Origin of the sequence: Micromonospora sp. NBC_01740 (assembly GCF_035920365.1) — a bacterium.
GTDB classification, from domain to species: domain Bacteria; phylum Actinomycetota; class Actinomycetes; order Mycobacteriales; family Micromonosporaceae; genus Micromonospora; species Micromonospora reichwaldensis.
On record NZ_CP109150.1, the window covers coordinates 6,975,789 to 7,000,910 of the forward strand.

At 73.4% G+C, this 25,122-nt stretch carries 24 protein-coding genes; 8 read left to right on the plus strand and 16 right to left on the minus strand.

The window, feature by feature from the left end:
* Positions 1-10: 10 nt before the first annotated feature.
* Positions 11-601, minus strand: a complete 591-nt coding sequence (locus tag OG989_RS30310; protein WP_151456100.1) for a TetR/AcrR family transcriptional regulator — start codon at positions 599-601, stop codon at positions 11-13.
* Positions 602-677: 76 nt separating this feature from the next.
* Here OG989_RS30310 and OG989_RS30315 point away from each other — a divergent pair, with 76 nt between their 5' ends.
* Both OG989_RS30315 and OG989_RS30320 read left to right on the plus strand, forming a co-directional pair.
* Complete coding sequence (locus OG989_RS30315) at positions 678-1,094, plus strand: VOC family protein (RefSeq protein WP_327029200.1); 417 nt, start codon at positions 678-680, stop codon at positions 1,092-1,094.
* Between the two features lie 100 nt (positions 1,095-1,194).
* Positions 1,195-2,070 (plus strand): S66 peptidase family protein, encoded by an 876-nt coding sequence (locus tag OG989_RS30320; RefSeq protein ID WP_327031268.1) that lies wholly within the window; start codon positions 1,195-1,197, stop codon positions 2,068-2,070.
* Between the two features lie 165 nt (positions 2,071-2,235).
* On the opposite strand, the gene OG989_RS30325 is transcribed toward OG989_RS30320, so the two are convergent.
* The gene (locus tag OG989_RS30325) at positions 2,236-3,120 is read right to left on the minus strand and encodes a Vgb family protein (RefSeq protein WP_327029201.1); all 885 of its coding nucleotides are present in this window, start codon (positions 3,118-3,120) and stop codon (positions 2,236-2,238) included.
* A gap of 210 nt (positions 3,121-3,330) precedes the next feature.
* Between OG989_RS30325 and OG989_RS30330 the strand changes: the two genes are divergently transcribed.
* Positions 3,331-3,816, plus strand: coding sequence for a hypothetical protein (locus OG989_RS30330; RefSeq protein ID WP_327029202.1), 486 nt, complete (start codon positions 3,331-3,333; stop codon positions 3,814-3,816).
* Between the two features lie 58 nt (positions 3,817-3,874).
* Here OG989_RS30330 and OG989_RS30335 read toward each other — a convergent pair whose 3' ends face one another.
* The 5 genes from OG989_RS30335 to glnA form a co-directional block, all read right to left on the minus strand.
* Entirely contained in the window at positions 3,875-4,252 is a 378-nt protein-coding gene (locus tag OG989_RS30335; RefSeq protein WP_327029203.1) for a VOC family protein, read from the minus strand.
* A 102-nt stretch (positions 4,253-4,354) separates the two neighbouring features.
* Positions 4,355-7,687: an NACHT domain-containing protein gene (locus OG989_RS30340; RefSeq protein WP_327029204.1), complete on the minus strand. Its 3,333-nt coding sequence runs from the start codon at positions 7,685-7,687 to the stop codon at positions 4,355-4,357.
* Between the two features lie 71 nt (positions 7,688-7,758).
* Positions 7,759-8,454 carry a helix-turn-helix transcriptional regulator gene (locus OG989_RS30345; protein WP_151454026.1) on the minus strand — a complete coding sequence of 232 codons (696 nt, stop codon included), beginning with the start codon at positions 8,452-8,454 and terminating at the stop codon, positions 7,759-7,761.
* 35 nt (positions 8,455-8,489) lie between these two features.
* Positions 8,490-8,915 (minus strand): DUF350 domain-containing protein, encoded by a 426-nt coding sequence (locus OG989_RS30350; protein WP_151454027.1) that lies wholly within the window; start codon positions 8,913-8,915, stop codon positions 8,490-8,492.
* Between the two features lie 108 nt (positions 8,916-9,023).
* Entirely contained in the window at positions 9,024-10,373 is a 1,350-nt protein-coding gene (gene glnA / locus OG989_RS30355; RefSeq protein ID WP_151454028.1) for a type I glutamate--ammonia ligase, read from the minus strand.
* A gap of 188 nt (positions 10,374-10,561) precedes the next feature.
* Here glnA and OG989_RS30360 point away from each other — a divergent pair, with 188 nt between their 5' ends.
* Both OG989_RS30360 and panB read left to right on the plus strand, forming a co-directional pair.
* Complete coding sequence (locus tag OG989_RS30360) at positions 10,562-12,322, plus strand: NAD+ synthase (RefSeq protein ID WP_327029205.1); 1,761 nt, start codon at positions 10,562-10,564, stop codon at positions 12,320-12,322.
* Between the two features lie 135 nt (positions 12,323-12,457).
* Positions 12,458-13,303, plus strand: a complete 846-nt coding sequence (gene panB, locus OG989_RS30365; protein ID WP_151454030.1) for a 3-methyl-2-oxobutanoate hydroxymethyltransferase — start codon at positions 12,458-12,460, stop codon at positions 13,301-13,303.
* Positions 13,304-13,941: 638 nt separating this feature from the next.
* Here the strand turns inward: panB and npdG are convergent.
* The 4 genes from npdG to OG989_RS30385 all read right to left on the minus strand — a co-directional run bounded on the left by npdG (position 13,942) and on the right by OG989_RS30385 (position 17,628).
* Positions 13,942-14,640, minus strand: a complete 699-nt coding sequence (npdG, locus tag OG989_RS30370) for an NADPH-dependent F420 reductase (RefSeq protein ID WP_327029206.1) — start codon at positions 14,638-14,640, stop codon at positions 13,942-13,944.
* A gap of 246 nt (positions 14,641-14,886) precedes the next feature.
* Complete coding sequence (locus OG989_RS30375) at positions 14,887-16,320, minus strand: RNB domain-containing ribonuclease (protein ID WP_327029207.1); 1,434 nt, start codon at positions 16,318-16,320, stop codon at positions 14,887-14,889.
* A 65-nt stretch (positions 16,321-16,385) separates the two neighbouring features.
* Positions 16,386-17,348 (minus strand): histone, encoded by a 963-nt coding sequence (locus OG989_RS30380; RefSeq protein ID WP_327029208.1) that lies wholly within the window; start codon positions 17,346-17,348, stop codon positions 16,386-16,388.
* A gap of 76 nt (positions 17,349-17,424) precedes the next feature.
* The gene (locus tag OG989_RS30385; protein ID WP_151454033.1) at positions 17,425-17,628 is read right to left on the minus strand and encodes a hypothetical protein; all 204 of its coding nucleotides are present in this window, start codon (positions 17,626-17,628) and stop codon (positions 17,425-17,427) included.
* 216 nt (positions 17,629-17,844) lie between these two features.
* On the opposite strand from OG989_RS30385, the gene OG989_RS30390 reads away from it, so the two are divergent.
* The 3 genes from OG989_RS30390 to OG989_RS30400 are packed head-to-tail and all read left to right on the plus strand — an operon-like array spanning position 17,845 to position 19,610.
* On the plus strand, positions 17,845-18,264 hold the full coding sequence (locus tag OG989_RS30390; RefSeq protein ID WP_151454034.1) for a hypothetical protein: 420 nt from the start codon (positions 17,845-17,847) through the stop codon (positions 18,262-18,264).
* 28 nt (positions 18,265-18,292) lie between these two features.
* Positions 18,293-18,790, plus strand: coding sequence for an NUDIX hydrolase (locus OG989_RS30395; protein WP_151454035.1), 498 nt, complete (start codon positions 18,293-18,295; stop codon positions 18,788-18,790).
* A complete protein-coding gene (locus OG989_RS30400) occupies positions 18,783-19,610 on the plus strand; it encodes a nucleotidyltransferase domain-containing protein (RefSeq protein WP_327029209.1) in 828 nt (275 codons plus the stop codon). Before OG989_RS30395 ends, OG989_RS30400 begins: the two co-directional genes overlap by 8 nt.
* Here the strand turns inward: OG989_RS30400 and OG989_RS30405 are convergent.
* The 5 genes from OG989_RS30405 to OG989_RS30425 form a co-directional block, all read right to left on the minus strand.
* Entirely contained in the window at positions 19,600-20,466 is an 867-nt protein-coding gene (locus OG989_RS30405) for an AraC family transcriptional regulator (RefSeq protein ID WP_151454038.1), read from the minus strand. The genes OG989_RS30400 and OG989_RS30405 overlap by 11 nt on opposite strands.
* Before the next feature lie 109 nt (positions 20,467-20,575).
* Positions 20,576-22,654, minus strand: coding sequence for an amylo-alpha-1,6-glucosidase (locus OG989_RS30410; protein WP_151454054.1), 2,079 nt, complete (start codon positions 22,652-22,654; stop codon positions 20,576-20,578).
* Between the two features lie 13 nt (positions 22,655-22,667).
* Positions 22,668-23,030, minus strand: a complete 363-nt coding sequence (locus OG989_RS30415) for an SCP2 sterol-binding domain-containing protein (protein WP_151454039.1) — start codon at positions 23,028-23,030, stop codon at positions 22,668-22,670.
* Between the two features lie 222 nt (positions 23,031-23,252).
* Positions 23,253-23,714, minus strand: coding sequence for a hypothetical protein (locus OG989_RS30420; RefSeq protein ID WP_151454040.1), 462 nt, complete (start codon positions 23,712-23,714; stop codon positions 23,253-23,255).
* Positions 23,715-23,937: 223 nt separating this feature from the next.
* Complete coding sequence (locus OG989_RS30425) at positions 23,938-25,065, minus strand: FAD-dependent oxidoreductase (RefSeq protein ID WP_327031269.1); 1,128 nt, start codon at positions 25,063-25,065, stop codon at positions 23,938-23,940.
* Positions 25,066-25,122: the final 57 nt, after the last annotated feature.

A 25,122-nucleotide genomic window follows, 5' to 3' on the forward strand; every position in this document is an offset into this window, starting at 1 on the left:
ACGATCGAACTCAGGGGGCGCGCAGCGCGTCGAGCATCCGGGCCAGGGCGGTGCGGGTGTCGGCCAGGGCGGTCGGGTCGGCCGCCCTGGCGATCCAGAGCGCCGCCTCGTTCATCGCACCCGAGAGCAGGTGGGTGATGGGCGCCACCGGCTGCGGCGCGATCAGCCCCTCCTGGATCAGCAGGGTCAACGCGTCGGCCAGGTGCCGGCCTGACGCCGCCTCGTCCAGCGCGCGCCACTCGTTCCAGCCGAGCACCGCCGGGCCGTCGATCAACATGATCTGCTGGATCTCGGGATCGGTGCTCGCGGTGAGGAACGCCTGGCAGCCCGCCGTGAACCGGGCCCACGGGTCCGCCTCGGCGTCGGCGGTCGTGGCGACCCGGTGTGCCACCTCCCGCTGCACCTCCGCCAGCACCGCCCGGAACAGCTCGGCCTTGCCGGCGAAGTGGTGGTAGAGCGCGCCCTTGGTGACTCCGGCCACCCGCACGATCTCCGCCAGGCCGACCGCCGCGTAGCCCCGGGTGGCGAACAGCTGCCGGCTCTCGGCCACCAGGGCCCGCCGGGTCTGTTCCCGCTGCTGCGCCCGGACACCCTCGGTCATCGCATCTCCTCGTTGACATACCAACGGTATGTGAAATACGGTCCTCGACATACCGACGGTATGCGAAAGGGCCGAGATGAACCTGACCAGCTTCTACCCCGTCGTCTGCACCGCACAGCTGCGCGAGTCACACGACTTCTACCGACGCTTCTTCGGCTTCGAGACGACCTTCGAGGCCGACTGGTACGTGAGCCTGCGCCGACCGGGGCCGCCCGCGTACGAACTGGCACTGCTCGACCACCAGCACCCGACGCTGCCCGAGGCGTACCGGGCACCCGTGCGAGGATTCCTGCTCAACCTGGAGGTGACCGACGTCGACGCCGAATGGGAGCGGCTCGTCGTCCGGGGCGGACTGCACGCCGAACTGCCGCTGCGTGACGAGGACTTCGGGCAGCGGCACTTCATCGTCGCCGCACCCGACCGGGTGCTGATCGACGTGATCACGCCCATCCCACCGTCGGGGGCGCACGCAGAGCAGTACCTCGACGGCTGAGCCGCCCGCGCGACTAGGCTCTGCCGCTGTGTCAGACCTCGCCCGCACGAGTCCCGCCACCGCCGTACGACCGCCGGCGCTGCGCCCCGGCGAGACGGTGATGCTGGTGTCGCCGTCCGGGCCGACCCGACCGGAACGGGTGGCCCGGGGTGTCGAGCTGCTCACCGGCTGGGGACTGCGGCCGGTGCTGGCGCCGAACGCGTACGCCCGGCAGGGCTACCTCGCCGGCACGGACGACCTGCGCGCCGCCGACCTGAACGCGGCGTTCGCCGATCCCGAGGTGCGCGGGGTGATCTGCACCCGGGGCGGCTACGGCGCGCAGCGGATCGTCGACGCGATCGACATGGCCGCCGTACGCCGCGACCCGAAGGTGGTCGCCGGCTTCTCCGACATCACGGCGTTGCAGTTCGCACTCTGGCGGGGTGCCCGGCTGGCCGGCGTGCACGGCCCGGGGGCGGCCTGGCTGGACGAGCGCACGCCGCTCCGCTCGGCCGAGTCGCTGCACGCCGCCCTGATGACCACCGAGCCGGTCACGGTCAGCGCCGTCGCCGAGGAGGAGACCTTCGCGGTACGCGTGCCCGGCCGGGCCACCGGCCCGCTGCTGGGCGGCAACCTCTGCCTGGTCGTGGCGTCGCTGGGCACCCCGGACATGCCGGACCTGACTGGCGCGCTCCTGCTCGTCGAGGACGTCCAGGAGCCGCCCTACAAGGTGGACCGGATGCTCACCCAGCTCCGCCGCGCCGGGGTCCTGGACGGGCTGGCCGGGGTGGCGGTGGGCCAGTTCACCGACTGCGCGGACGGCTGGTCGGTCGGCGTCGCCGACGTGCTCTCCGAGCGCCTCGGCGACCTCGGGGTCCCGGTCCTCGGCGGCCTGCCGATCGGTCACGGCCCCGGCCAGCTCACCGTCCCCGTGGGCACCGAGGCCACCCTCGACGCGGAAACCGGCACCCTGACGGTCACCCCCGCCGTCCGCTGACCCCACCCACCCACCCCACCCCGCGCCCCGCGCCCCGCGCCCGACGCCCGACGCCCGACGCGTTGATCATGAAGTTATTACCGCAAGACGCCCGTATTGCCGTAATTAACTTCATGATCAACGCGCCGAGGGCGGGGGCGCGGGCCGGGGGGATGGGTGGGTGGGTCAGGGGGTCAGGTGGGCCAGGGCGCCCGTTTCCAGGGCGGCCCAGACCGTGGCGTCCGGGGCGACCGTGAGGCCGTGGGGTTCGGAGGCCGGGGTCGGCAGGTCGTAGGTGTCGATCGTGCCGTCCTGGGCGACGTGGCCGATGCGGTTGCCGCCCCACTCGGTGTACCAGCAGCCGCCGGCCGGGTCGGCGACGATCGCGTGCGGCCGGGCGGACCGGTCCGGCAGCGGGTACTCGGTGATCCGCCCGTCCGGGGTGATCCGACCGAGCTGACCGGCGCCGATCTCGACGAACCAGAGCGCCCCGTCGACGCCGGCGGTGATGCCGACCGGCGCGGCCCCCTCGGTCGGCAGCGCGTGCAGGGTCACGGCGCCGTCCATGCCGATCCGGCCCACCGCGTTCGCCTGGTTGAGCGTGAACCAGACGGCCTCGTCCGGCCCGGCGGCGACCATCGAGGCGAAGCCGCCGCTCACCGGCAGCGGGAACCGCGTCTGCTCCCCGTCGACGGTGACCCGACCGATCGCGTCGGCGTTCATGGCCGCGTACCAGAGGGCGCCGTCGGGACCGGCGGCGATGCCGCAGGGGCCGGTCCCGGCCGGAAGCGCGACGGCGCTCAGCACGCCGTCGGTGGTGATCCGGCCGATCCGGTCGTCGCCGGAGCGGGTGAACCAGAGGGCGCCGTCGGGGCCCGGGGTGATGATCAACGGTCGGCTGTCGGGCGACACCGACCAGGTGCGCAGCTCACCGCCCGTACCCATCCGGGCGATGCCGCCGGCATGGGCCAGCGTCAGCCAGAGCGCGCCGTCGGGGCCGACCGTGATGCCGTACGGGCCGCCGCCCGCCCCGGCCAGCGGGACTTCCCTGATCTTCGCGGACGTCGTCACGAGGGTCACCTTCCGTCACCTGCTCCGCCCCGGCGGGGCCCTGCCGACCGCACACCCTCGCCGCTAGCGCGCGTCGATGCAACCCGTTTGTCCGGTCGGGCGGCCCCCGGATTGCCAGCTCGCTGACAGGGTCGCCACGGCATCCCCTCAGCCCTACCGGTCACTGTCGGTGAGGTCATCGCACGACCCATCGACGAGTTGGAGGACGACATGTCCCGCACCACGAGGAAGAAGCACCTGCTGGCCGGGCTGGCCGCGGCCGGCGTACTCGGCGTGGGCCTCGCCGCCCCGACGGTCGCATTCGCCGCGGACGGCGACACCCCGGCGCCGGGCGCCAGCACCAGCGCCGCCGAGGGCGGCGACCGCCAGCAGCAGCGGGCCGACCGGCAGGCGGAGTTCGCCGGGAAGCTGGCCACAGAGTTGGGCGTCGACACCGACAAGGTGACGGCCGCGCTGGAGAAGCTGCGCGAGGAGCACAAGCCCGCCGACCGGCCCGGGAAGGGCGACCGGCCCGAGAAGGCCGGTAAGGGCGACCCCGCCGACCGGCAGGCCGCGATGAAGGAGCGCCTGGCGCAGGCCGTCGAGGACGGCAAGCTCACCCAGGAGCAGGCCGACGCCGTCACCGCCGCCGCCGAGGCCGGCGTCCTGCCCGGCCCTGGCGGTCGGGGCGGCCACGGCGGACCGGCCGGCAAGTGACGTACGCCGTCCGCCCCGGCGACCCGGCCGGGGCGGGCGGCGACCCGGCCGGTCTTGCTCAGGCCCCCGGTGGCGGGGCGTAGACGCCGAAGTGGTTGCCGACCGGGTCGGCCAGGTGGGCGAAGGTGAGCCCGTTGTCGTTGGACCTCGGCGGCACCAGCACCTTGCCGCCCGCCGACGCCGCCCGCCGGGCGGCGTCGGCCACGTCGGCCACCTGGACGTAGAAGATGGCGTAGTTCGGGCTCGCCCCGCCGGTGTCCCGGATCGCGCCCTGGATGGAACCCGCTGGCCCCGCCTCCGTCACCCGGTACGACGCCTCCGGCGTCCCCTGCTCGCCGAACGCCCAGCCGAACAGGTCGGTGTAGAAGCGCCCGGTCTCCTCCGGCCGGTCCGTGCCGACCTCGAACCAGTTGACCCCGCTGGTGATCGTGGACATGTGTCGCCTCCCGTTCGCGCGCCGGCCGTTCGGCCGGCGCCGTCAGGAGTCAGCCTCCGCCCCGTCCGCGACACCGTCCTGTCGGTGTTTGCGACCAGACCGCTACTCGGACGGGTCGGTGAGCGGAATCAACCGGTCGACCAGGTCGGGGCGGCGCGATCCGTGGCGGGCGCGGAAACTCGCCGCTTCGGCCACCGATACCGGGTACCGCCGCACGCCCGCCTCGTACGTGCGGACGACCAACTCCGCGGTGTCGGTGTCGGTGTCGAGCCAGTCGAGCGGACTGCCGCCAGCGGCGGCGTACCACTGTGCGCCGGCGATCAGGCGGTCGGCCTGCTCAGCCAGCCTGACGTCGGTCTCCCGGTCGCGGCCGAGGAAGGCAAGAACGCAGCGGGCGGCCGACGCCAGCAGGGAGCCGACGAGCGTCACGTCCTGTTGGAGAAGACACAGCACATCGGCGACGAACGCGGCGGACAACCCGTGATCGGTCGAGATCCGATCCAGCACGAACTCCGCCACCGGCAGCTGCGGTGTCTCGTCCGGCTCCTCCACGATGGCCAGCAGGCGTTGGTAGGCCCGCTCCCGCTCCCGAGCCCCCGCGCCGAGGATCGGGAGAAGCGACACGTCGAGCAGGAGCCGGGCTTCCGACCGGTCGCCGTCCCTGAAGGTCCAGAAGCCGTCGAGCGCGTCGAGCGGATGCCCCAGCGGTCCCAGCGCGTGCAGCGCCGTGTCGAGATTCGGATCGCACTCGAAGTGCGCGGTCCGAGCGAACAGGGCGAAGTCTGTCCCGGTCATCAGGTAGTAACTCGCCGCGTCCTCCACGGGGCTGTCGTCCCTGGAGCCGCTGATGAACCACCTGGGGTCGCCCGCCGGTGGCGGCGACTTGTCCTGACCTTCCTCGATGGAGAGGAGCAGATCCCGTCGCGTTCCCGACCACGCCCGCTCGACCCGCACCGCGCCCAACAGGCCGGCGTACTCGCTGTCGCTGAGCTGGGAACGCCAGAAGAGAGCCAGTCGGTTCCACCCGGACACGACGTCGCCGCTGTCCAAGGGGAGTTCGCTTCCCCGCAGTTGCCCGCTCGCGGCGAGCAGCAGCACGAGCAGGTTCACGCCGTACACGGCGTGGCGCTTCGGAACCGACAACTGCCGAGGCTCATACGACTCGAAGTGGCGCGCCGGTCGCCGGCCGGTCGCCGCCCGGAACAGGCGCAGCAGCATGTCGACCACGGCGTCCCGCCGGCTTCCGCCCCACGACGTCAGGATCTCGGTGAGGAAGGTGACGATCGGGGTGCGTCCGGTCAGTGTCGCGAAGGACAGCAGGGCGTGGAGCGGATCGTCGTCCGTCGGCGTGGCCCCCAGCAGGGCGCTCGCCTCCCGGGCCACCAGGTCGTCCAGCACCAGCGCGGTCGTCCGGGCGATCAGGAACTCACCGAAGGTGGCGTGCAGGAACTCGTAGGTGCTGGCCCGGGTCTGGTCCCGCATCGCCTGTGAGCGGTGCACGAAGAAGAAGCGGCCCAGGACGATCTCGGCAGGTCGCAGCGGGGTACGCAGGTGTCCGTCGGTCGTGACAGCCGCCGGACGGCTGCCCAGGAACGGCAGCGCGGCGAGATCCGACTCGAAGTCGTTCTCGGTGACCCACTGGACGCCCCGGTTGAACATGCCGAACGCCACGATCGACAACCTGCGCAGCTCGTCCTCCGTCACCCGGTCCAGGTCCCGCTCGGACAGGCCCGGCCGGTGCTTCATGACCTCGCGGCGGGCGAAGCTGCGCAACAGGCGTTCGTAGAGCTCGCCCCGGCGCAGCCCGCCGGCCGATCGCAGGTCGTTGCCCTCGGCGTCGTAGAGCGCCAGCATCAGCAGCAACAGCGGCTGTTCGGCCAGCTCACGGTGGGCCAGCACCGTCGCCGGCTCCAGCGGCTGCACGCCGAGCGCGCGGAACGCCCCGTCGTTGACCCGGTTCCAGGTGGCGGTCCAGGCCCGCACCCGCTCGCCGTCGAACGGTTCCAGCCGTACCGCCACCGTGCCGGGCGGCGGCTGCGCCCGGTCGGCGACGCTGGTGCGGCTGGTCACCAGCATCGCCACCGGACGCCCCTGGTCGGCCTCGCGCCGTTGGAAGGCCGCCACCCGGCGCAGGTAGTCGGTCTGGCTGACTCCGGTGGCCTGGAGCAGTTCGTCGAAGCCGTCGAGCAGCACGACCGGCAGGGCGTCGCCGGCCGACCTGGACAGGCCGGGCCAGTCCACCCTCTCTCCGGTGTCGTTACGGACCGCCTGCTCGATCTGGTCCTGGAGCTCCCCGGCGGCGTGGACGTCGCGCAGCACCACCCGCACCACCATGAAGTCGGCAGGCGGCAGCTGCGCGGCGAGGACCCGGGTCAGCACGGACTTGCCGGAGCCCGGCTGGCCGAGCACCAGCAGCGGGGCCCGGGTGGCGTTCGGCGAAGTGAGGTGCACGACCAGGGACTGCCACAGGTCGTCACGCAACGGCCGCCCATCCCACCACGCCTCGTCGCTCGGTCGCGCGTGGGCGGGCAACTCCTCGATCCGGCACAGCGGCGGCACGTACGCCTCGCCGAGCGTCGGCACCGTCAGCCCGGTCGGCACCTCCCCGGACGAGATGATCGGCCGTCCCAACTCCGCGGTGTACGCCACGGCGAGCGCCGCCCGACGGCCGTCGGGTGGGCCTCCCGCGGAGAGGGCGACCAGGGCCTGCCGCATCTCGTCCAGCCCCACCGAGAGGGCACGCACCTGCGTCCGGGTCGCCTCGTGCTCGTGCAGGCCGATCCAGAACGACACCTCGACGTAGTCCACCGCGAGCTGGGTCAGCAGGTCGCGGTGCCGGTCGGCGGCGGTCATGGGCAGCCGGAGCAGCACCTTCTCCGTCGCCTGTCGCCGCCATTCGTCGACGGCCTCCCACACGGCCAGGCCGCGTAGGAGGTGTTGCAGCCGGCCGACGAGCCCGCCGTAGTAGGCGACCAGGGCATGACGGAACGCGGGATAGGGCAGTTGCGGACCAGGCAGCGGCGCCGCGGTGGCGAAGAACGCGTCGGTGAGGGCCGCCTCGTGCACCGCTCCTGAGCCGGCCAACGACAACTGCTCGGCCTTGCTGATCCGGGCGCTCGCCACGTCGAAGGGCAGGTCGATCTCGCTCAGCACCTCGAAGAAGGCGGTCACCGCGATGACGGCGTGCGCCGCCTCCAGGCGCTGCGTGCGGTCGTACCGGGACAGCCCGGAGCGCTTCTCGGACATGCCGCGTACCAGCTCGTGGCCGAGCCGGACGAACTCCGCCTTCGCGTCGAAGATCCCCAGCAGCGCCGGCACCGGCACCGAGGCGGCCAGCAGGGCTCCTCCGGTCAGCTTGTCGAACCAGTCGACGACCCTGCTCTTCTCCCCGCCGAGCAGGCGAACGGCGTCGGCGTAGCTGAGCGCGTCGGGCACGTGGTGACCTCCTGCGGGGAACATGCGGAAGAGACAGCATGCCGTGCACGGGAGGGCCGCGCTGCCCCGTGTCAGACCAGGCTGAGCCGGCGGATCCGCTCCTGGGGGATGTCGATGTCGTCGGCGGACAGCTCGCGCTCCGGCACCCGCTCGGCGAGGGTCGTGACCGAGGTGATCCGGTCGACGCGGAAGGCGCGGATGCCGGCCCGCAGCCGGCACCAGCCCAGCAGGTACCAGTGGCGGGGGTTGCCGAGGTAGCCCAGCGGCTCCACGTCGCGCAGCGAGCCGGCACCGGAGCGGTCGGCGTAGCGCAGGCGCAGCACGCGTCGCGCGCGCACCGCGTCGGCGACGGCGGCCGGGACGGGCGTCACCGGGCCGTCGCCGATCAGGTGCACCCGGGCGGCGAGCCGGTGGGCCTCGGCGGCGTCGGCGGCCGGCATCACGGAGATCAGTTTGCGCAGGGCGGTGCCGGCCGCGGCGGCGAACGGCGTGCCGCGCATCCGGTGCAACGCCACCGCCATCGCGACCGCCTCGACGGGGGTGAGGTTGACCGGCGGCAGGGTGCGGGCCCGGTCGAGCGCGTAGCCGCCGGTGCGACCCGGCTCGGCCCAGATCGGCACGCCCGACTCCTGGAGGGCGCCGATGTCGCGCTCGATGGTGCGGGTGCTCACCTCGAAGCGGGCGGCGAGCCAGCGGGCGCTGCGCGGCCGTGGCGACACAGCGCGCAGCTCCTCGACCAGGGCGTAGAGACGGTCCGTCCGGTTCACCCCCGCAACCTACGACGGGGGTGTGACGGGACAGGTCAGGCGATGCAGGCGCAGACGATCAGCGCGGCGCCGAAGTGCGTGGCGGCGCTGACCCGCGCCGCCGGGTGCGGCTCGTCCGAGCAGATGATCTCGCCGAGCTTGCCGGGGGTGAGCAGGTCCAGTACGAAGAACGCCAGCGCCATGATGACCAGCCCGACCAGGCCGAAGACGAGAGTCGAGGCGAGCCCTCTGGCGAAGTCGCTGTAGCTGGTCAGGATCGCGGTGAACACGATCCCGGCGATGCCGAGCTGGTTGGCGGCGAGCAGCAGCGCGGCGTTGCCGTTGCGCCGCACCCAGATCAGCTCCCGCAGCCTGCCGGGGGTGAGCATGTCGACCAGCCCGAACCCGGCCGCCATCAGGGCCACCCCGACGACCCCGAACACGACGCTCTGCCAGGCTCCGCTGAGCAGGTCTTCCAGCACCGACTGCCTCCCGAACTCTGCGCCCGGCGGGGATGCCGGCGCGGTGACCGAGACGATAGCGGCACCGCGCCAGCAGCGGGAGCCCCGCTCCGGCTCCGGGAGGCGGGCCTACAGCGACAGGTATCGCTGCCGCTCGTAGGGGGTGACCTCGCGGCGGTACTGCTCCCACTCGGCCCGCTTGTTGCGCAGGAAGAAGTCGAAGACGTGCTCGCCGAGCACCTCGGCGACCAGTTCGGAGCCGGCCATCACGTCGATCGCCTCGGACAGGTTCTCCGGCAGCGGCTCGTAGCCCATCGCCCGCCGCTCGGCGCTGGTCAACGACCACACGTCGTCCTCGGCGCCCGGCGGCAGCTCGTAGCCCTCCTCGATGCCCTTCATCCCGGCGCCGAGCAGCACCGCGAAGGCCAGGTAGGGGTTGGCCGCCGAGTCCGGCGAGCGGACCTCCACCCGGGCGGAGTTCGGCTTGCCGTAGGCGGGGACCCGGACCAGCGCGGACCGGTTCAGGTGACCCCAGCAGACGTACGCGGGGCTCTCGGTCACCCGGTCCGGCAACGCCTGCGGGAACAGCCGCTTGTAGGAGTTGACCCACTGGTTAGTGACGGCCGTGTACTCCCGGGCGTGCACCAGCAGCCCGGCGATGAACGCCCGGGCCACCTTGGACAGCTTCATCGGGTCGCCGGCGTCGTGGAACGCGTTGCGCTCCCCCTCGAACAGCGACAGGTGGGTGTGCATGCCGCTGCCCGGCTGGTCGGTGAACGGCTTCGGCATGAAGGTGGCCTGCACGCCGGTGGAGAGCGCCACCTCCTTGACCACGTGCCGGAAGGTCATGATGTTGTCGGCCGTGGTGAGCGCGTCGGCGTAGCGCAGGTCGATCTCCTGCTGGCCGGGGGCCACCTCGTGGTGGCTGAACTCCACGGAGATGCCGATCCGCTCCAGCGCCAGCACGCCCTGCCGGCGGAAGTCGCGGGCCACGGCGTGGGTGGTGTGCTCGAAGTAGCCGCCGGTGTCGACCGGGATGGGCACCGAGCCGTCCAGCGGGCCGTTCTCCAGCAGGAAGAACTCGATCTCGGGGTGGGTGTAGAAGGTGAACCCCTTCTCGGCGGCCTTGGACAGCGCCCGGCGCAGCACGTGCCGCGGGTCGGCCCAGGACGGACCGCCGTCGGGCAGCAGGATGTCGCAGAACATCCGGGCGCTCTCGCCGCTGGCCCCACCCTCGAACGGGAAGACCTGGAAGGTCGTCGGGTCGGGCATGGCCACCATGTCGGACTCGAAGACCCGGGCGAAGCCCTCGATCGCCGAGCCGTCGAACCCGATGCCCTCCTCGAAGGCCGCCTCCAGCTCGGCGGGGGCCACCGACACGCTCTTGAGCGTGCCCAGCACGTCGGTGAACCACAGCCGGACGAACCGGATGTCCCGCTCTTCCAGCGTACGGAGGACGAACTCCTGCTGACGGTCCACTTCCACCCCTCGCGACACCGTTGCGCACCTGCGACCGGGGTCGACCCGGCCTGACCGACCAGTCTCCACCGGCCTCGTTACGCCGACGTTACGCGACCGGCCGGCGGGCGTCCCGCCCTGTCCCGCGGCTCCCGTGGTCTCGCCCCGCCCCGCGTGTCGGGTCCGCACGGCTGGGGCAAGATGAGGACATGCCCACCCTGCGTCTCGCCCTGTGCCAGGTCAACCCGACCGTCGGCGACCTCGCCGGCAACTCCGGCCTGGTCCGTGACTGGACCCGCCGGGCCGCCGACACCGGCGCCCAGATCGTCGCGTTCCCGGAGATGATGCTGACCGGCTATCCGGTCGAGGACCTGGTCTTCCGCCGGTCCTTCGTCGCCGCGTCGAAGGCCGCGCTGGAACGCCTCGCCGCCGATCTCGACGCCGACGGGCTGGGCGCCCTACCGGTGCTGGTCGGCTACCTGGACGCCGACGGCCCGCCGCAGGTGAGCGGCGACGCCGAGCCCGGTCGCGGCGCCCGCAACGCGGCGGCCCTGCTGCACCACAGTCGGATCGTCGCCACCTACTTCAAGCACCACCTGCCCAACTACGGCGTCTTCGACGAGGACCGCTACTTCGTCTCCGGCGACGCGCTGAGCGTCGTCCGCGTCGGCGGGGTGGACGTGGCGCTGACCATCTGCGAGGACCTGTGGCAGGCCGGCGGCCCGTTCGCCGTCGCCCGCCAGGCCGGGGTCGGCCTCGTCCTCTGCGTCAACGGCTCGCCGTACGAGCTGAACAAGGACGACGTCCGGCTGCCACTGGTCCGCCGCCGGGCCGCCGAGGCCGGGGCGATGATCGCGTACGTCAACATGGTCGGCGGGCAGGACGAGCTGGTCTTCGAGGGCGACTCGATGATCGTGGGCGCCGACGGCACGCTGCTCGCCCGGGCCCCGCAGTTCGTCGAGCACCTGCTGGTGCACGACGTGGAGCTGCCCGCCGCCGGCGAGCCGGCCGCCCCGGAGCAGGAGCTGGCGGACGGGATGCGCGTGGTGCGGACGGAGGCCGGGGACATCCCGCCGGCGCCCACCGGCCCCGCCGCCACGGGCGGGATCATCGCACCGGTGGCTGACGAGGCCGAGGTGTGGCAGGCGCTCGTGCTGGGCCTGCGCGACTACGTCAACAAGAACCGGTTCCCCTCGGTGGTGCTGGGTCTCTCCGGCGGCATCGACTCGGCGGTGGTGGCCGCGCTCGCCGTCGACGCGCTCGGGCCCGACCGGGTGGTCGGCGTCTCGCTGCCCAGCCAGCACTCCTCCGAGCACAGCCGGGATGACGCGGCCGAGCTGGCGAAGCGGACCGGGCTGGACTACCGGGTCGAGCCGATCCAGCCGATGGTGGACACCTTCCTGGCGAACATGTCGCTCTCCGGGGTCTCCGTGGAGAACCTCCAGGCGCGCGTACGCGGGGTGATCCTGATGGCGCTGTCGAACCAGGAGGGGCACCTGGTGCTGACCACCGGCAACAAGAGCGAGCTGGCGGTCGGCTACTCCACCCTCTACGGCGACTCGGTCGGCGGCTTCAACCCGGTCAAGGACGTCTGGAAGACGCTGGTCTGGCGGCTGGCGAAGTGGCGTAACGCCGACGCCGCCCGCCGGGGCGAGACCCCGCCCATCCCGGAGAACTCCATCGGCAAGCCGCCGAGCGCCGAGCTGAGCCCGGGCCAACTCGACAGCGACACGCTGCCCGACTACGACGTGCTGGACCCGATCCTGATCGGCTACGTCGACGGTGACCTGGGCCGCGACGGGCTGGTCGCGTCCGGCCACGACCCGGCCGTCGTCGACCGGGTGCTGCGGATGGTGGATACCGCCGAGTACAAGCGCCGCCAGTCCGCGCCGGGCGCGAAGATCTCGATGAAGGCCTTCGGGCGGGACCGGCGGCTGCCGATCACGAACCGGTGGCGCGAGGACGGCTGAGCCATGTCGCTCCCGGGCCGGCGGCGGCCCGGGAGTGACATCCTCCACTGCGCTCTGCCGCCGGCCGGTCGTCGGGTGCGACGATCGCGGCGGAACCCGGGGACCGCGCACGCGGCCTCGAGGAAGGAGAGAGCCATGGTGGAGTCCACCCCGTCCGAGGTGACCGCCCTCTACGGCGGCCCGGCCACCCGGCGGGTACGCACCCGCGACCTGATCGCCGCCAAGGAGCGCGGCGAACGGTGGCCGATGCTCACCTCGTACGACCAGTACACCGCCTCGATCTTCGACCAGGCCGGCATCCCGGTGCTGCTGGTCGGCGACTCGGCGGCCAACAACGTCTTCGGCTACGAGACCACGGTCCCCGTGACCACCGAGGAGCTGCTCCCGCTGGTCCGTGCGGTCGTCCGGGCGACCCGGCACGCGCTGGTCGTCGGCGACCTGCCGTTCGGCTCCTACGAGGAGGGCCCCACGCAGGCCCTGCGCACCGCCGTGCGGTTCATGAAGGAGGGCGGCTGCCACGCAGTGAAGCTGGAGGGCGGCCGGCGCTGCGCCGCGCAGATCGCCGCCATCACCGGCGCCGGTATCCCGGTGATGGCGCACATCGGCTTCACCCCGCAGAGCGAGCACGCCATCGGCGGCTACCGGGTGCAGGGGCGCGGCGACACGGCCGACGACGTGATCGCCGACGCCCGGGCGGTGGCCGAGGCGGGCGCGTTCGCCGTGGTGCTGGAGATGGTGCCGGGGCAGGTGGCCAAGCGGATCACAGCGGAGCTGCCGATCCCGACCGTGGGCATCGGCGCCGGCGCGGACACCGACGCCCAGGTGCTGGTCTGGCAGGACATGGCCGGCCTGCGTACCGGCAGAGCGCCGCGCTTCGTGAAGCGCTACGCCGACCTGGCGGGCGCCCTGACCGACGCGACGCGGCGCTTCGCCGACGAGGTCCGCGGCGGCGACTTCCCCGCCGAGGAACACACCTTCTGAGCCGTCCTACGGGCGGTGCGACCCTGCGGGCCGCACCGCCCGCCGGGCCGGCCCACCACGCCCCGCTCATACAGCCCGGCCCACCAGCCCCGCTCGCGATCCCCGCTCAGTGGCTTCGCTCGCAGGCCCCGCCCAGTAGGCCCGCACGCAAGCCCCGCACAGCGGCCTCGCACGCAGGCCCCGCCCAGTAGGCCCGCTCAGTGGCTTCGCTCGCAGGCCCCGCCCAATGAACCTGCACGCAAGCCCCGCACGCAGGCCCGCTCAGTGGCTTCGCTCGCGGGCCCCGCCCAATGAGCCCGCACGCAAGCCCCGCACAGCGGCCTCGCTCGCAGGCCCCGCCCAGTGAACCCGCACGCAAGCCCCGCACACGGCCTCGAGCAGAGATCTTGGTAGGAAACGGCCCCCCGAGGGGCCGTTCCGTACCAAGATCTCGGGGCGGGGCGGGGCGGGGCGGGGCGGGGCGGGGCGGGGCGGGGCGGGGCGGGGCTAGACCGGGTCGAGCACGCCAAGCAGGGTGCAGCACGCCCAGCAGGATCGAGCCGGGCAGGGCCAGACCAGACCAGGCCGGGCCAGGCCGAGCAGGGCAGGGCAGGGCAGGGCCGAGCAGGGCAGGACCGAGCCGAGCGGGGCGGGTGTTGTCAGAGGTCGGTAACGCGGATGCCGGCGTGCGCCTTGTAGCGCTTGTTGATGGCGATCAGGTTGGCGGTGAACGCCTCGATCTGGTGGGCGTTGCGCAGCCGGCCGGCGTAGATGCCGCGCATGCCGGGGATCCGGGCGGCCAGCGCGGCGACGACGCCGACCAGCTCGCGGTCCTCGGTGCAGATCAGCACGTCGAGGTCGATCCGCTCGATCTCCGGGTCGGCGAGCAGCGGGGCGCTGACGTGGTTGAACGCGGCGCAGACCCGGGAGTCGGGCAGCAGCGCGGCGGCCTGCTGCACGGCGCTGCCCTCGGCGACCGTGAGCGCGTACGGGCCCTGCTTGTCGAAGCCGAGCGGGTTCACGCAGTCGACGACGATCTTGCCGGCGAGCGGCTCGGCGAGCGCGGCGACGGTGGCGGCGTGCCCGTCCCACGGCACCGCGATGATGACCACGTCGCTGCGCCGGGCCACCTCCTCGTTGCCGCCGCCGGCCACCGGTGCCCCGGTGGGCACGCCGGGCAGGGCCGCGATCTCCTCGGCGGACTGGACGGCCCGCTCGGCGGTACGGGACCCGATCAGCACGGGCTGGCCGGCCCGGGCGAACCGGTAGGCGAGACCCCTCCCCTGGTCGCCCGTGCCGCCGATGATGCCGACGGTCAGCCCGGACACGTCGGGCAGCGTGCTCGCGTCGTAAGCCATGCCGCCATCCTCGCAAACCCGCAGGCCGGCGGCACCGGCGGGCGCTGTGACAATCCCCGCTGCCGCCGACGGTGCCGAGGCATCCGCCGGCGGGACCGGACCGGCCCGGCGGTCACCGCGCAGGGCGACCGAGCCAGCGGGATCAAGACAACCCGGCGGCCACCGCGCGGACCGACCGGGCAGAGCGGGCAGGCGGGACCGGGCCCGCCCGGCAGCCATCACGCAGAGGTGGGCGGGCCTGCGGGATCAGGCCAGTTCGAAGGCCACCGTGCGGGTGGCGGGGTCGGCGGTGACCAGGCGGACCCGCACCCGCTCGCCGAGCGGCAGCTCGCCGAGGCAGCGGGCGCGCACCGGCGGTTCGTCCAGCGCCACGGTGCCGCCGGGCCGACGGCCCGGGCGGGCCTTGCCGTCCGGGGCCGCGTCGACGTCCAGCACCGCCGCGTCGAAGGTCTCCTCCACCCGGTGCTCCAGCAGCACCGCCTCGGCCAGCTCGATCGCGCCCCGGGTGGCCGCCGAAGCGGTCCGGTCGGTCGTGGCCATCACCTCGGGCAGCCGGGGCAGCGCCGCGCGGGCCCAGTCGGGCACCGCCCGGCCCTCGTGCAGGGCCAGGCAGACCTCCGTGGCGTACCTGTCGGCCAGTCGCCGCAGCGGCGCCGTGACGTGGGCGTACGCGGCCGCGACCCCGCCGTGCTCCCGCTGCTCGGGCGGCGCGCCGTCGAAGGCCGTGTACGCGGCGCCCCGCATCAGCTCGGCGGCCTGGTCCACGAAGGCGGCGGCCCGGGGCTGCGACGGGTCCAGCCCGGCGATCACCTCGCCGGGGCCGGCGCCGTCCGGCCAGTGCACGCCCAGCGGGGCGGCGGCGGCCCGCAGCCGCGCCACCGCCTCGGGCTTCGGCGCCGGCATCGTACGCAGCAGGCCGATGCCCCCGGCGAGCATGATGTCGGCGGCGGCCATCCCGGTCAGCAGCGAGATCTGGGCGTTGTGCTCCTCCATCGGCACCGGTCCGCGCAGCACCAGCCGCCAGCCGTCGCCGTCTGCCTCCACGTCCTGCTCGGGCAGCGGCAGGTTGATCGCTCCCCGGCGCAGCCCCCGCGCGGTGAGCAGGGCCCCGATCTCGGGCAGCAGGGCGATGGGATCGGGTAGCCGGCCGGCGTCGGCGTCCGCCTGGACGCCGACGTAGTCCAGCTTGGCCCGGCTGCGCACCAGCGCGCGTTCGAGCGTGACCCCGACGGTGCCACCGTCGGCGTCCAGGTCGATCGTCCACAGCACGGCGGCCCGGTCGACGTCCGGCAGGAGGCTGGCCGCGCCCTCGCTGAGGGTCTCGGGGTGCAACGGCACGGTGCCGTCGGGCAGGTAGACGGTCTGCCCGCGCCGCCAGGTCTCCTCCTCCAGCGCGCCGCCGGGGCGGACGTGCGCGGCGACGTCGGCGATCGCGTACGACACCCGGTAGCCGCCACCGGGGCGGCGGGCGAGGTGCATCGCCTGGTCCAGGTCGCGCGAACCGGCGGGGTCCACGGTGACGAACGGGACGTCGGTGCGGTCGGCGGCGGGCCGGGGCGGCGCGGCCGCCGCGGCGTCGGCCTCGCGTTGCGCCTCGGCCGGGAACCCCTCGGGCAGCCCCAGTTCGCGGCGCAGCGCGCCGAAGTCGATGCGGGGTGCGAGTACGCGTCGGATCACCACGGGGTCAATCCTGACAGTGTGGCGGATGATCCGCTTCCCGGCGAGTGCCGGTCTCCGCGTCGCGGTCAGCCGGTCGCCCGGCGCGCGCTCGCCCGTACGCCCCGGGGGGCGGTGGCCCGGGCCGCCGTCGTCGGGGCGGGTGCCTTGCGGGCGGTGACCTTCTTGGCCGGCGCCTGGGCGACGGTCGTCTTCTTCGCCGGCGCCTCGGCGACGGTCGTCTTCGCCGGGGCCTTCTTCGCCGCCGCCTTGCGGGTGGTGGCCGAGGAGGTCGCGGTGGCCTTGCTGGCGGGGGCCTTCGTCGCGGCGGCCTTGCGGGCGCCGCCGGTGGGCCGGGTCGCGGCCGTCTTCCTGGCTGCCATCGTCTTCTTGGCTGGCGTCGTCTTCTTGGCGGTGGCCTTCTTCGCCGGGGCCTTCGCCGCCGTCGTGGTCCTCTTCGCCGCCGTGGTGGTGCTCTTCCTCGCCGCCGTGGTGGTCTTCTTCGCCGCCGAGGTGACCTTGCGGGCGGGGGCGGTGCCGCCGGCGGTGGCCTTCTTCGCCGGCGCGGTGGCCTTCTTCGCCGTGGTGGCCTTCTTCTCCGTGGTGGCCTTCTTCGCCGTGGTGGCTGCCTTCGTCGCCGCCTGCCGGGCTGGCGTCTTCGCCGAGGTCGTCTTCTTCGCCGCCGTGCTCTTGGCCGCCGCCGTCGTCCGCTTCGCCGCGGCGGGCGCCTTCTTCGCGGCGGTGGCGGTCGTCTTCTTCGCCGCGGCCGTCGTCCGCTTCGCCGCGGTGGCGACCCTGGACGCCGCCTTCTTCGCGGGAGCCTTCGCAACGGGGGCCTTCGCAGCGGAAGCCTTCGCGGTGGGGGCCTTCTTCGCCGGGGCCCGTCCCGCGCCGCCGGTCGCCTTGCTGGCCGGTGCCTTCTTCGCCGCCGTGGACGTGGCGGACGGGCGCGTCGTCCGCGCCGTGCCCGCGGTCCGCTCCGCCGCGGCGGTCTTCCTGGCGGTCGTACGTCTGGCGGCCGGGCGGGTGGTGGCCTGCTGTGCTTCGGCCATCTCGGTTCCCTTCCTGGGGACGTGCTCTCGCCCTCGCGGAGCACCACGTGCCTCGGCGCGGGCCGTCCCGCGCCGCCTATCTGTTCTCCCCGGCCCAGCGGGCGTCCTCGGCCTCCCACGCGTCGTTGCGCTCCCGCACCGTCTGCAGGGCGTTCTCCGCGTCGGCGGCTGAGGCGTACGGCCCCAGAACGTGCCTGGCGGGGCACACGTCGGCGTCGGTCTCGACCCGGTGGTGCCGGGTGCACCAGTAGAAGTGCCCACCGCTTCCGCTGTCGCTCATGGGATCACTGTGCACCGCGAACCACCCGGCCGCCACCGGAACACCACAAGTCGCCGATGTTCTCCACAGTAGACGTGTTCCCGCCGGCAAGGGCTGGAACTGCGAAAACAGGGCCGCCCGGGGGTACGGCGCCCACCCCGTCGGCCCGCGACGGGGCAGCCGCGGGGCGGGCCCGTGGCGCACAATCGCCCCGTGCGACACGGGGGTGGGACATCGGTGTGGCCGCGGCGCGTACTGACGGTGGCGGCGCCGGCGATCGTGCTGACGGTGGCCGGGGCGGCCGCCGGGCTGCCGCTGCTGCGGGACCGGTCACAGCAGCGGCTGGAGCGACAGGCCGAGCGGGAGGTGACCGCCACCGCGCAGCTCGCCCGCGCGCGGTTGCTCGCCGAACCGGCGGCCGGGGAGTCGACGCTGCGGCGGGCCGCCGACGCGGTGGACGGGGTCGAGGTGCTGACCGTACGCAGCGACGGGCCCCGCGCGGAGGCGACCGTACGGCTGGTGTTCCGCGTCCGGGTCGCCAAGACGGCAGCCTCCGTCTTCGGCTGGCAGCGGGCCGACTCGGCGGCGTGCTTCGCGCTGGCCGTGCCCTCCGACGCCGGTCCCGTCGCCCTCGAACGGCTGCCGTGCCCCGACTGACGGACGGGGGGCGGGTTAGGGTCGCCGGATGGGCGTTCCGGACCACATCCTGCGGCTGCGCGAACGCGTCGGCCACGACCTGCTCCTGCTGCCGAGCGTGAGCGCGGTGGTGCGCAACGACGCCGGCGAGCTGCTGCTCGGCAGGCGCGCCGACGACGGGCGCTGGTCGGTGGTCAGCGGCATCGTCGAGCCGGGCGAGCAGCCGGCCACGGCGGTGGTCCGCGAGGTGCGGGAGGAGACGGGCCTGGAGGTCGAGCCGGTCCGCCTGAGCAGCGTCGTGTCGCACCCGCACACCTACCCCAACGGCGACCGCTGCGAGTTCTTCAACCTCGGCTTCCACTGCCGGCTGGTCGCCGGCACGGCCCGGGTCAACGACGACGAGTCGGTGGCCGTGGAGTGGTTCCCGCCGGACCGGCTGCCCGCGCTCGACCGGCACGCCCGGCTGACCGTCGCGCACGCCCTCGGCACCGAGGCGGGCGCGTGGTTCCTGCCCGCCGGGACGGCCTGGACCGAGTCCGGTGACTGACCTCGACCCGCCCCTGCGCCGCTACCTCGCCGACCTGGTCGCCGCCGCCCGCGACGTGCTCGGCGACGACCTCGTCGGGGCGTACGCGGCCGGCTCGGTCGGATTGGGCGCGTACCAGCCGGGGCGCAGCGACGTCGACGTCGCGCTGGTCTGCGCCGACGCCCTCGACCTCGGGCGCCGGCAGGAGCTGGTGGCGCGGCTGCGGCACGAGGCGCTGCCGTGCCCCGCGCGCGGGCTGGAGCTGGTCGTGTACCGCCGGGCGGTCGCCCGCTCCGGCACGCCGGAGCCCGGGTTCGAAGTCGAGCTGAACACCGGGGCGCGGATGCCGTTCCGGGCGACGTGGGCCGCCGCCGACCGCCCCGCCGAGGACGGCCTGTTCTGGTACGGCCTGGACCGCAGCATCCTGCACCAGTGCGGGCACGCCCTGCTCGGGCCGCCAGCCGCCGAGGCCTTCGCCGACCTCTCCCCCGCCGACCTGCGCCGCCTGCTGACCGACGCGCTGCGCTGGTGGCTGGCCCTGCCGACCCCGCCCGGCGACGGTCCCGCCCCGGGGGCCGAGGACGCGGTGCTCGGCGCCTGCCGCTCCCTGGTCAGGGTCCGCCACGGCGTCTGGCTGTCGAAGGTCGACGCCGGCCGCCGGCTGGCCGCCGACGGTCGGCGGGCCGACCCGACCGACGACGGCGCGGCTGCCGACCCGGTCGGCGGTGGGGCCGCCGACCTGATCGAACGGTCGATCGCGGCGCGGGCCGGCGGGCCGCCGCCGAGCGGTCCCGAGGCCCGCGCCTTCCAACAGGGTGTGCTGGACGAGATCAGCCGGTGACGGGCTCCACCGGGATCCAGAGTTCGGCGTCCGCCTGCGTGCCGTCCGCCGACAGCCGGGTCCGGGAGATCTCCGGTCCCGGCCGGCTGCGGTACGGGTTGGACGGGAACCACTGGGTGAACACGTCCCGCCACAGGTACTGCACCGCCTGCGGAAACTCCCCGGAGGTCTCGAAGACCGCCCAGGCGCCCGCCGGCACGGGCAGCGCGTCCAGGTCCTCCGGCGCGTCCGCGCCCGTCACCACGCCGTACCAGTAGTCCAGCTCGGTGCCCTCCGCGCGGCTGTCGGCCACGTCGGCGCTGACGTTGACGACGCCCTGCGGCTCCTGGTCGGACAGGGCCTCGATCCGGCGTACCGTCTCCGGCGGGATGCCCTTGACGAAGGCGACGATCGACGGATTCATCCCCTCGTGCACCAGCGGCACCCGGGCCTTGCGGCCCACCAGCTGGAACCCGTCCTTGTGCACGATCCGGTATCGCATGCTGCTGCTCCCTTCGACGACGAGTCGGAAGGACATCCGGGGCTGGGAGTGCAACGCCGCCCCCGTACGCCGGGCCTCGCCGGGGCCCACGCCGTGCACGGCGTGGAACGCCCGGGCGAACGCCTCGGTGGAGCCGTAGCCGTAGCGGACCGCGACGTCGAGCAGCGTCCGCTCCCCCGCGAGCACCTCCGCGCCCGCGACCGTGAGCCGCCGCCGCCGGATGTACTCGGACAGGCCGACGCCCGCCAGCGCGGAGAAGATCCGACGGAAGTGGTACTCCGACGTCACCGCGATCCGCGCCAGCTCGGCCACCTCGATCTGTTGGTCGAGGTGCCGCTCGATGTGCTCCATGGCCTGGTTGAGCCGCTCCAGCACCCGGTTCTCCTTCCCGTTCCGAACAGCAACGCTAGGCGCGCGGGATGTTGGCGCACCCGACATGCTGTGCCCGGATCGGTCGCCCCGGTCGCGGCATGGGCATTATGGCTCAGGAAAGACCCGGATCGGCCCCGCCGCCGTTGGTTCGTGGCTGGTCGAAGCGGTGCCGGGCGAACGCGTCCGCCCTGCCCCAGCGGCCCGGGATGTCCAGCAGTGCGAGCCGGTCGAGGCCGGGCGGCAGCGCCGGGTTCACGGCGAGGTGGTCCTCGTGCGGTTCGATACCGAGCATGATCCGGATGAGCAGCAGGGACGCTCCGCTGGACCACGCCTGCGGGCTGCCGGCGGTGGGGTACCGGACCGGGTACCGCGTGGTGTGGCGGTCGAATCCGCCGAAGGCTTCGGGAAGCCGGCCCTGGAAGTAGGTGGCGGCGTCGATGACGCCCTCGGCGATGCGTCCCGCCTCGTCGGCGAATCCGTAGCGGCGCAGACCCCAGGCGATGAACGAGTTGTCGAAGGGCCAGACGGTGCCGCGGTGGTATCCGAGCGGGTTGTAGCGGCCCTGCCCCTCGGCGAGGGTCCGCACTCCCCAGCCGGAGTAGAGCGCCGGCCCCATCAGGTGCTCGGCGACCCGCCCGGCACGCTCCGGCGGCACGATCCCGCTCCACAGCAGGTGCCCGATGTTGGAGGAGAGGCTGTCGACGGGAGTGCCGTCGCGGTCGAGGGCGAGCGCGTAGTAACCCCGGTCGTCGAGCCAGAAGTCCCGGTTGAAGCGCTCGTACAGCGCCGCCGCCTCGCTTTCCAGCCGGTCCGCGTAGGCCGGGTCGTTCCAGAACGTACGGGCCAGCCGCGCCGCCCGGATCTTGGCGTCGTAGGCGTAGCCCTGGGCCTCACAGGTGGCCCTGGGAAAGCCCGGCAGCCTGCCGTCGGCGTAGGAGATGCTGTCCCAGGAGTCCTTCCAGCACTGGTTCTCCAGCCCGGTGACCCGGTTGCGTCGCTCGTACCAGAGGTAGCCGGTGGACGTCAGGTCGGCGTACTGGTCGATCCACGCCAGGGCCGCCCGGGCCTCCTGTTCCAGCTCCATCACCAGCGCCGCGTCGCCGCTCCACCGTTCGTACTCGTCGAGCAGCACCACGAACAGCGGCGAGGCGTCCACGGTGCCGTAGTACGGCGAGTGCGGCTGCTCCTCGAACGCGGCCGACTCGCCGTAGCGCAGCTCGTGCAGGATCCGACCGGGGTCCTCTTCCAGCACGTTGTCGGTCCGGGCGCCCTGCAACGAGGCGAGGATCCGCAGCGTCGGCGGGGTCAGCGACGGGGTGAAGGGCAGGGTCTGCAGGCAGGTCAGCAGGCTGTCCCGGCCGAACAGGGTCATGAACCAGGGCAGTCCCGCCGCCGGTACGGCCGCGCCGCCGAGCGAGAGCGGGGCGAAGCGCAGCGCCGCCAGGTCCACCAGGCTGCGGTGGTACACCTGTTGCAGTGCGCTGCTGTCGGTGTCCAGCTTCGGGGCCTCCGCGAGCCACTCCCGCACGCTCGTCGGCAGGGTGGCGGCGTCCGGGCGCAGCGCCCGCACCGAGGCACGGAGGTCGACACCGTCCGGACGCAGCGCCCGCATGACGACCCGCAGCTCCGTCGACCACCGGGCGCCGGGCGGCAGCCGCAGCGTGAAGCGGAGCCCGTCCCGGTCGAAGTCGGCGGGCTCACTGGCCGAGACGGACACCTCACGCTGGAACGTGCCGCGCCGGTAGCCCAGCCGCAACTCGTCCGGACCGACGTGGAGGTAGTGGCTGCCGGCCTTCTGGCGGACGTCGAACTTGATGTCGAAGATGTCGGCGAAGTCGGCCGCCACCTCCAGTCGTACGTCGAGGTCCATCTCCTTCTCGCCGTAGTTGAACAGCGTCAGCGACTCGGTCAGGTCCGGTCCGATCCGCCGCCGCCGGATCGCCGACACGTCGGCCTCCACGTAGTCGGTCTGCCCGCCCGGCACCACGAAGAACGCCGCCTCGTAGTACTGGCTGTCGTCCACCGACAGCGCGGTCAGCCGCTCGCCGTTGACGGTGAGCACCCATCGGGACAGGAAACGCGAGTCGGCGGCGAACAGGCCGACCGGGGTCGCGGGTGACGACTCCACGTCACCGCTGGAATCCGAGACGATGAAGGTGCTGCCGTCGATGCACGACACGGTGCCCGGGATGTCCTTCACCGGGTCACTCCCCGCGACCGGAGACGGCCTGCTGCCGTGAGGCGGGGGGCACCGGGAACAGCCGCCCGACCCGCATCGCCAACGCGAGGTTCCCGTCGACCATGATCTCGCCCCGGGTGATCCCGGCCAGGCCGTTCATCTCACCCCGCGACATCGCCTCCGCGACGTCGGCGGTGACCGTGATGACCGTTTCCGCCGGGGCGTCGCTCTGCGTCACCTTCAGGCTTCCATGGTCGATGTCCAGCAGCCACCGCTCCACCCGGTCCCCCTCCCGGATGTCGAACCGGACGGTGCCACGGACCTTGCACAACCGTGGATCGTGACCGACATCCGCCAACTGCTCGAAGAAGGCACTGGTCGCCGTCATACGACCTCCCCGCCACTTGTCAGGAGCGCTCGCCGACTACCCGTCGTACGGTGGCACTAACGCTCCCACCGGCGCCCCGGCCCGCTGCACCGAGTTGCGCATGCTTCGCATCGGCCGGCCAGCCGGCGCCCGGCCGATGCCGGCACGGCCGAACCGGCCGCTCAGGTGGCGTCGCCGCGGGGCGAACCGACCGCCGTGAGGAGGCACTGCGCGGGTGAGGAGTCAGCGGCGGCCGCACCAGGCGCGGGCCGGCGCGGTACGGACCAGGAGCCCGCTGACCAACAGCGCCAGCACCGCCAGCAGCCCGCCCGCCGTCGCCGCGACGAAGGCCAGGTCGACCGGGGGCGTGATCAGCGACCCGAGGCGCGGCCCGAAGAGCAGCATGATGCCGGCCCCCACCAGGAACGCGACGGCGACCGGCGCGGCGAACCCGTGCACCACCCGCCACGCCGTCGGGCCGCCGTGCCAGAGCCCCCGGAGCACGGCTGCGGCCGCCGCCGTGCAACAGGCCAGGGCGAGCCAGTTTCCCGCGCCGCCGACCGCGCCGAGCAGCGTGACGGCCACGACGATGGTGTACGCCCACCAGAGCGCGAGCAGCACCATGCTGATGACGATGCTGGACGGCCGCCGCATCGGCTCCCGACCGGCGGGCAGCGGGCCGGACTCCAACGGCTCATCGGTCATCGCCGGATCCTATTGCGCCCGACCAATCGGGGTTCGGCGGCCGAACATCGTGGAAGATGTGCGGCTCTGAGCTGGTGGGCGACGGTCTGCCGCACCGGGCCACACCCCGCACCGGCCCCTCCGGAAGAAGGCCTGATGGTCTTTCAGCACCCCCATGGCATCGGGCACCAGGGCCTGGGACCGCTCGCGCATCGCGGCGCGTGGCCGACTGCGTTGCGCGTTGTCAATCCGCGGGTGCCGGCTCGGTGGGCCGTGGTGTGAAGAAGCGGATGATGTCGTCGGCAGCGGTGGGGGACAGCATCATTGCCTGGACCCGTGCGGACATTTCGGCGATCGGGTGGATTCTGGTGAACATTGCCTCCTCGTACGCCTGGATCGCCGAGTCCGGGTCGGCGGGGTTGGCGGCGAGTTCGCCGGCGAGTTCGGCGGCGTCGAGCATGGCCTGATTGGCACCCTCGCCGACCGGTGGCATGAGGTGCGCGGCGTCACCGATGAGGGTGACGCCCGACTGGTGTGCCCAACGTGTACCGATGGGCAGCGTCTCGATCCTTCGAGGCGTCGGCGCGCTGTCGCCGGCTTCGACGAGTGCGGTGAGATTCGAGTCCCAGCCGTCGAACATGTCCAGCAGAGCGCGCTTGCTGCGGTAGGTGTCCAGGTGCCGATCGTCCGCGCGGAGGGAGATGCCGACCCGGATGCCGCCGTCGCCGAGGCGTTGCGCGGCAAGGATCTGGTTCACGCCGATGCACCACAGGTTCCCGGGGCCGACCAGCTCGGCGAGATCCGGGTGGCGCCGGTCGGCGTCGCTGATGCTCAGCTCGACCAGGGTGGCCACGTAGGACAGTTTCGCGTCGGTGAGCAGCGGCCGGACGACCGAGCGCGCGCCGTCCGCGCCGATGAGGACGTCGCAGTCGGCGCGGTGACCACCGTCGAACGTCAGTCCGAAGCCTCCGTCGGGTCGCGGCGTCGCCGCGACGAGCCGGTGCTGCCAGGCCACCGTGTCGCCGGGGAGCGAATCGAGCAGAAGATCCCGCAGTGCGGCGCGGTCGATCTCGGGGCGTCCGGAGAATGAGCCGGGTTGCGGCGTGTGGTGCACGAGGGTGCGTCCGGCCGGGTCGAGGATGCGATGTTCCTCGCCCTCCGGCCGCGCCTCGGACCGGAACCGGCCGGCGAGGCCCGCCTGGGCCAGGGCCCGCTGCCCGGACTCCGGGTGCAGGTCGAGCGATCCGCCCTGCGATCGCGCGGATCGGCTCGCCTCGCGTTCGTACACCACCGCGTCGATGCCGTGCCGGTGCAGGATTCGCGCCAGTGTCAGGCCGCCGAGGCCACCGCCGGCAATCGCGATCCGCATCATCACCTCCGTTAGCGTACGCTGTATCTTATGGATACGCCGTACGGTAGCGCGCCGTTG

Excerpts from the sequence above, each read along its gene's own strand:
- OG989_RS30310 (WP_151456100.1), bottom strand. The coding sequence starts at position 601 with ATGACCGAGGGTGTCCGGGCGCAGCAGCGGGAACAGACCCGGCGGGCC.
- OG989_RS30415 (WP_151454039.1), bottom strand. The coding sequence starts at position 23,030 with ATGACGGCGACCAGTGCCTTCTTCGAGCAGTTGGCGGATGTCGGTCAC.
- OG989_RS30320 (WP_327031268.1), top strand. The coding sequence starts at position 1,195 with ATGCTGGTGTCGCCGTCCGGGCCGACCCGACCGGAACGGGTGGCCCGG.
- OG989_RS30385 (WP_151454033.1), bottom strand. The coding sequence starts at position 17,628 with ATGAGCGACAGCGGAAGCGGTGGGCACTTCTACTGGTGCACCCGGCAC.
- OG989_RS30330 (WP_327029202.1), top strand. The coding sequence starts at position 3,331 with ATGTCCCGCACCACGAGGAAGAAGCACCTGCTGGCCGGGCTGGCCGCG.
- npdG (WP_327029206.1), bottom strand. The coding sequence starts at position 14,640 with ATGGCTTACGACGCGAGCACGCTGCCCGACGTGTCCGGGCTGACCGTC.
- OG989_RS30360 (WP_327029205.1), top strand. The coding sequence starts at position 10,562 with ATGCCCACCCTGCGTCTCGCCCTGTGCCAGGTCAACCCGACCGTCGGC.
- OG989_RS30420 (WP_151454040.1), bottom strand. The coding sequence starts at position 23,714 with ATGACCGATGAGCCGTTGGAGTCCGGCCCGCTGCCCGCCGGTCGGGAG.
- OG989_RS30315 (WP_327029200.1), top strand. The coding sequence starts at position 678 with ATGAACCTGACCAGCTTCTACCCCGTCGTCTGCACCGCACAGCTGCGC.
- OG989_RS30380 (WP_327029208.1), bottom strand. The coding sequence starts at position 17,348 with ATGGCCGAAGCACAGCAGGCCACCACCCGCCCGGCCGCCAGACGTACG.
- OG989_RS30335 (WP_327029203.1), bottom strand. The coding sequence starts at position 4,252 with ATGTCCACGATCACCAGCGGGGTCAACTGGTTCGAGGTCGGCACGGAC.
- OG989_RS30425 (WP_327031269.1), bottom strand. The coding sequence starts at position 25,065 with ATGATGCGGATCGCGATTGCCGGCGGTGGCCTCGGCGGCCTGACACTG.
- panB (WP_151454030.1), top strand. The coding sequence starts at position 12,458 with ATGGTGGAGTCCACCCCGTCCGAGGTGACCGCCCTCTACGGCGGCCCG.
- OG989_RS30395 (WP_151454035.1), top strand. The coding sequence starts at position 18,293 with ATGGGCGTTCCGGACCACATCCTGCGGCTGCGCGAACGCGTCGGCCAC.